The sequence below is a fragment of the Pseudoalteromonas sp. S558 genome (assembly GCF_005886635.1).
GTDB classification, from domain to species: Bacteria; Pseudomonadota; Gammaproteobacteria; order Enterobacterales; family Alteromonadaceae; genus Pseudoalteromonas; species Pseudoalteromonas aliena.
This window is the reverse complement of the sequence record NZ_PNDU01000108.1, coordinates 1-5,982: the sequence shown is the minus strand read 5'-3', so window position 1 is coordinate 5,982 and position 5,982 is coordinate 1. Positions and strand designations below refer to the sequence as shown.

The 5,982-nt window shown below is 39.7% G+C and carries 2 protein-coding genes; both read right to left on the bottom strand.

All coding sequences use genetic code 11. From position 1 onward, the window contains the following. Window positions 1-682: 682 nt before the first annotated feature. The gene (locus CWB66_RS08850; protein ID WP_138585100.1) at window positions 683-4,030 is read right to left on the bottom strand and encodes a type I restriction endonuclease subunit R; all 3,348 of its coding nucleotides are present in this window, start codon (window positions 4,028-4,030) and stop codon (window positions 683-685) included. Window positions 4,031-4,089: 59 nt separating this feature from the next. Further along, complete coding sequence (locus CWB66_RS08845) at window positions 4,090-5,829, bottom strand: SWIM zinc finger family protein (protein ID WP_138585099.1); 1,740 nt, start codon at window positions 5,827-5,829, stop codon at window positions 4,090-4,092. Window positions 5,830-5,982: the final 153 nt, after the last annotated feature.

Genomic DNA, 5,982 nt, shown 5'->3' with positions numbered 1-5,982 from the left:
GCCTTACTTAGCGAACTAAGCTTGGCTGTTAGAACTCAATCTGTACGAGTGCCCACACAGATGATTGCTTTATATTGTTAAAGAACGTTTTGATTCGCTTTAGCGTCTCAAGGGATGTGAATAATACACCCTTTACTTTTCGAGTCAACACTTAATTTTAAACTTTCTTTTGGAAGATTTAAAACCGAAGTTTTATTTAACTCTCTGAGTAGTTCGTGCCTTGCTATGCTTCGGCGTTTCCCGTCTCAGTGGGGCCGCATTATAGGGAGATTCGAGCGGGGGTCAATGTTTTATTTCAGCTTTTTGACAATTAAATGAATTTAGTACGAAAGCTATACAAACAAAGGGCTACATCGCCTTTTTTGCCCATTAAACAACCAATTCGTACACAAATCCTAGGGGGATTTAAAAACCCCCCTATAAATAACACTGCAGAGCTATGTTAACTGTGCGGTTATCACTACTGCATTAAATAAGTGTTTTACTATAGCGCCACTAAAATAGCGCAATAACAAAGCTGACATTATAATGTATTGATCATTGAGCTTAAGCTAATTAAGTAGCTTAAGCTGTATCTATGAAATTCAATTGAATTTTCTTTTCACAAGTTTACTGAACAGATACCAACTTTTAAACACTACCAATTATTCGCTTAGCTATTGAACATCGTGCGCTTTATGTTTTACTTCTCTTTATTCGCTTTTACATTTTGTGCTTGTTCGAATATTTCTTTGTACACTTCGTCGTGGCTTATTGGTGGGTACTTAAATTTAGCCAGTATTAAAATAAGCTCTACTCTTAGGGATGATTTAATATCTTCGCGGTGGTTCCAATCAACAAATTTAACTTTATCGTCCACTATCACTTTTACCGCTTGGGCGAGCTCAATTAACTTATCTTCGGGGTAGTCAAAATCATATTTAATTGCGAGCATTTTTAATGCGTCGTAAAAGCCTTTTTCTTCAATATCAATGCCTAGCTCGTCGCCGGCGTTCATTTCGTCGCGTACGCTGTAAATCATATTAACCATAGTGTCTGAAAAGTCATCGAGTACGTTACTTACCAGTATGTCATCATCTTTTCGCTCGTTATAGCGCTGTACCAGTGATTCAAAGCGTTTAGTAAAGTCGATACCTTGGGTTTGGTTTACTTTTTTAAGCTCGCCTATGGCTTTAGCTAACATTTGTTGCAGTATTTTTATTTTGGTATTGGGAAGTTTTATTTTTTCTATTTTGGCTATGTAGTCGTCATTAAAAATGTCGATTTCGCCACCGTCTTCATTGCCGAGTTTAAATACTTCTTCAACGCCGTCGCTTTGTAGGGCTTCGGCTATCATTTCACGTACTTTGGCGTTCATTTGCGCGGTATCGGGCGCTTCGCCTTTGGTTAGCTTGTAAATAATAGAGCGAATGGCGAGATAAAAGTGAATATAGTTGCGCTCATTTTCGTTAATTTTTTCACTACCACAACATATATCGTTAGCGGCTTTTAAACGTTTAACTAAATCCATAAAGCGTTTTCGGCGCTTTTCGGTAATAAGCGCAAACTCGGCTGCGTAGTTTAAACAATTTAACTGTGCAACGGCTTCGCCGGTAAAGTACGCGCTGCTGTCAAATTTATGAAATAACTGAGCAAGTAGCGCTAAGTGGTTTTTTACTTCGATAACCGAGGCGGTAATGTCTTCAAAGTTGGTTTCGTCTGTTTTTGAATACTGCGCTAACGCTTTATTCATTTCAGATTTAATACCAATGTAATCGACTACCAAGCCTTTATTTTTACCTTCAAACTGGCGATTAACCCGCGAAATAGTTTGTATTAAGCTGTGCTTTTGCAGTGGTTTATCTATGTACATGGTGTCTAAAAATGGCACGTCAAAACCGGTTAGCCACATATCTACCACTATGGCTATTTTAAAGTTCGAATGTTTGTTTTTAAATTGCTTATCAAGCTCTTTACGCTCGTCTTTACTGCCAAGTAAATTATATAAGCGTGCGACGTCGTCTTTGCCACGGGTCATCACCATTTTTACTTTTTCAGAAGGGGCTGCAATACGGCCTTCGCTAATAGCGCGCTTTCGCTCGTTATCCGATAAGTTTTGCGCGTTGTCCTGCTCGTTTAAAGAGTCTACTACATCAAACCAATCTGGGCGTAATTCTTCTAATTCTTGATACAACTGATAAGCAATGCCACGCGAGCTACACACAAACATTGCCTTACCTGCAACTGTTGAGCATTCTTCAACACGTTTTTCGTAGTGCTGTACAAAATCTTTTGCTAACACTTTAATACGGTCTGGGTCGCCTAAAATGCTATTCATGTTGGCGGTGGCTTTTTTACTGTCTTCTATTTGCAGCTCGTTACTGCCAGCATCGGCGCATTCTTTGTAATAGGCTTCAATTTCGGCCAGCTTACTGTTGTTTAAACACACTTTGGCCGCGCGGCCTTCGTAAACTATGCGCACGGTTATTTCATCTTTGACCGATTCGGTCATGGTGTACGAGTCAACCACTTCACCAAACACATCTAAAGTGGCGTCCACTGGTGTTCCAGTAAAGCCAACATAGGTGGCATTGGGCAGTGAGTCGTGTAGGTATTTTGCAAAACCAAAGGTTTTTTTCACGCCTTTTTCGGTAATAGTAATTTTTTGATCAAGATTAACTTGGCTACGATGCGCTTCATCAGAAATACAAATAACGTTAGTGCGCTCGGTTAATAACTGGGTATCTTCGGTAAACTTATGAATGGTCGTTAAAAATACACCGCCACTGTTACGGCCCGCTAGTAACTCTCGTAAGTGAGTGCGGCTGGTAACAGTTTTTACCGTGTCATCGCCAATGTAGGTTTTAGCATTACCAAATTGCTGCGAGAGTTGATCGTCTAAATCGGTTCGGTCGGTAATTAAAATAATGGTGGGGCTTTTAAGTTCAATGCTTTTCATCAACAAGCGTGTTAAAAATTGCATGGTGTAACTTTTACCGCAACCCGTTGCACCAAAGTACGTACCGCCTTTACCATCGCCTATTGGCTTTAAATGCTGTTTTATATTTTCGAACAACTTATTAGCCGCGTAATATTGCGGATAACGCGGCACAATTTTTATCTCTTTTTTACCCGCGCTTTTATTATCAGAATCGGGGAAAAACACAAAATTACGCATTACATCGCGCAAGCGCGCTTTATCAAACAAACCCTGCAATAAGGTATGTAACGAGTTAATACCCTCTTGCGCTGTTAGCTCTTGCCCCGTTACTTTGCCCCACGAGTAAAAAAACTGATACGGCGCAAATAAGTTACCCATTTTGTTGTTTACACCATCGCTTATAACGCACAAGGTATTAAACACAAATAGCTGAGGAATAGCGCGTTTATACCGAACAGTTAGCTGCTCATAGGCTTCAAAAATGGGGGCTTGCTCGCGTATCGCGCTTTTAAATTCAAACACCACCAGCGGTAAGCCGTTTACATATAAAATGCCATCGGGAATGCGCAGTTCAATATTATCGTAGCTTGTGGGGCTCTGTATTTCTAACTGGGTAACAAAGCGGTAAATGTTATCGTCTTGTAGGTAAGTAACGCTGGCTTCATTCACATTATCGAGAGCCATATTATCCAAAGCAGCCATAGCACTGCCTGCTATTAAGCTACTTTTAATACCTTGCTCAACGTTGTCGTAATCAAGTAGTTGAATATAAAAATCTTTTTGAGACTGACTCCTTGCCGTATCACTACTTTGGGTATTTAGTGTATCTCTTTTAAGTAAAAAGCCATCACTGAGCCAATTACAAAAGGTTTTATTGCTTTCGTATAAATCACTGGCTGGCAGCTTTTCAAGCTTTGTAATAATTGAGTCTACTTCGCCGGTGGTAATATTATTTTTAGCGTAGCGCTTGGTTAAAAAAGCACGCAAGTCGTCTTTAATTAATACGTCGCTATTATTGCGAGTAAGCTCACCACCGAGTAAATGCGGGTAGCCTCGCTCGCCTAATAACTCAACCACCGCTTTTTCTAATTTGGCTTCAGTAAATTTCATCTATTTAGCACCGTCCGCTGGTTTATTCATGTTAGTTATTATTTTTTAAACGTTTATTTTTAGCTACAATGCGGGAAGTATTCTCGCAACAACTTCATCATATTTCGTTTTTGCTTAAACTTCTTAGCCAATGTAGTAATCATTTCATATAATAGCGTGCAGTCGGCATTTTTGTCTTTTAAGCTTTTTTCTATTTTAATTAATAAATTAGTTGCTTCACGATAAGCGTCATTATTAGTTTGTCCAATTATGTTACTAAGTGATTTGTGATACAAGTCAATCGACTCTTGTGGGTATTGCGCCATAATTAAACCAGCCAACGTTATCAATTGACTCGACTTAACCTCATGTTTTGCAGCCCATGAACGTGCTTTTTCAATGTCATTTTGATCAATATAAAAATCCAGTAATTCACTCGGATAATTAGTAAAGCGATAAGCCCCTTGGTTTGATTTAGCCCCTTGTTCTGACAAAGAAAGCAATAGCTGCTCTACCTTTTGCGCAAACTGCGCATCAATTATGCCGGTTTTTTGTTGCAATACGTATAAATCTTTAAAGCCATTAAAAATCGGGTTATCTACAAATAACTGCCACGCGATTGCCCATGCGGCTTTAAATTCTGACAATTCAAGGCGAAGTTCTATTTCATCGCGTTTACATGCAAGCACTTCATGTGGCTTACTTGCCCGTTGATACGCTTGCTTTAAATAGTACTCGGCATCTAACAGCTCATTACGGTCTTTGCAAAGCGCACTTATTTTTAAATAATCCGACGAGTCATGGGCTGTTAGTTTAATTAAACGCAGTTGCGCTTGCCAATCATCCTGCGCTTGCGCGTGCTCTATTAATACCGAGGTAAGGCGTGCAAGCGCGCTTTTTTGCCTCCAATCACTAAAGTCAACGCCCGCGTGCAGTCGCTTTTCTATTGCCGTTGTACACAGTGCTAAAAACAAGGTATTTACACTGGGTGTTATATCAAAGTCATGCGGTACACTCGGGAATACATCGTATTTGTAGTCTTCAAAGTGTTCAAAAATCCACTGTGCTTTTTGCTCATCAGACCAAGGCAGTTGATTAAAAAGCTCGCTCAGATTTTGGTTAAGTTGCTCTTCTAAATCAAAGCGAAAGCCGCCGGAGTCATCAATTTCTTCAAGTACGGTGTTTAAACGCACCAAGGCTTTAAAATTTAACTGCCATTGCTGATCAACTGGCAGTTTTTCTATCGCAGGAAATATCATTTCAAACAGTGGATCTGCATCAGCAAAATAGCTACGTACTTCATTCCAGCCCCATACTGATTTTTTAGGCAAGGCTTTAGTGATAAGTTTGCTTAGCTCACCTGTACTCATGGCTTGCTTGTCGTTTGACATCATAAATACCCATTTATCGTATTCATGCTCTGACTCATCTAAAAAACCCATAATTATATCGGTAAGTTCATTAGCCGGTTTATCTAAAAACCACGCCATTAATGCCCCGCGTTCGCTGCCTTGTGTTGTAGCATCGGCGTTTGCGTTGGCTAATTCAGTAGCAGATAAACTGTTTACTTTGAGCGCCACGGCAATGGCATGTTTACATACCTCTTGATAATCGGCTGCGGGGCATGTGCAGCTTGCCATACATTGTCCGCTTTCACTATTTTCTAAGGTGACTTTGTATTTATACTGCCCCGCCACGCTCGCCATTGCTTGATCACCCACAATAAGTAACTTGCTCACATTGTTTGATGCGTACAAGCTATAACCCAAATCGTAAGTTTTACTGGCTACGCGTTGCTTTATTTTATTTAAATCAAACATAATAATTCTTATCCACTCATTGTACTAATTGGTAAAGCATGTGGTTAAAAAAGCGCGTAAGTCGTCTTTAATTAATACCTCGCTATTATTGCGGCTTATACCAATTCCATTTATTAGTTGGTCATATTAATCCATGATCTTGAACAGAGTGAA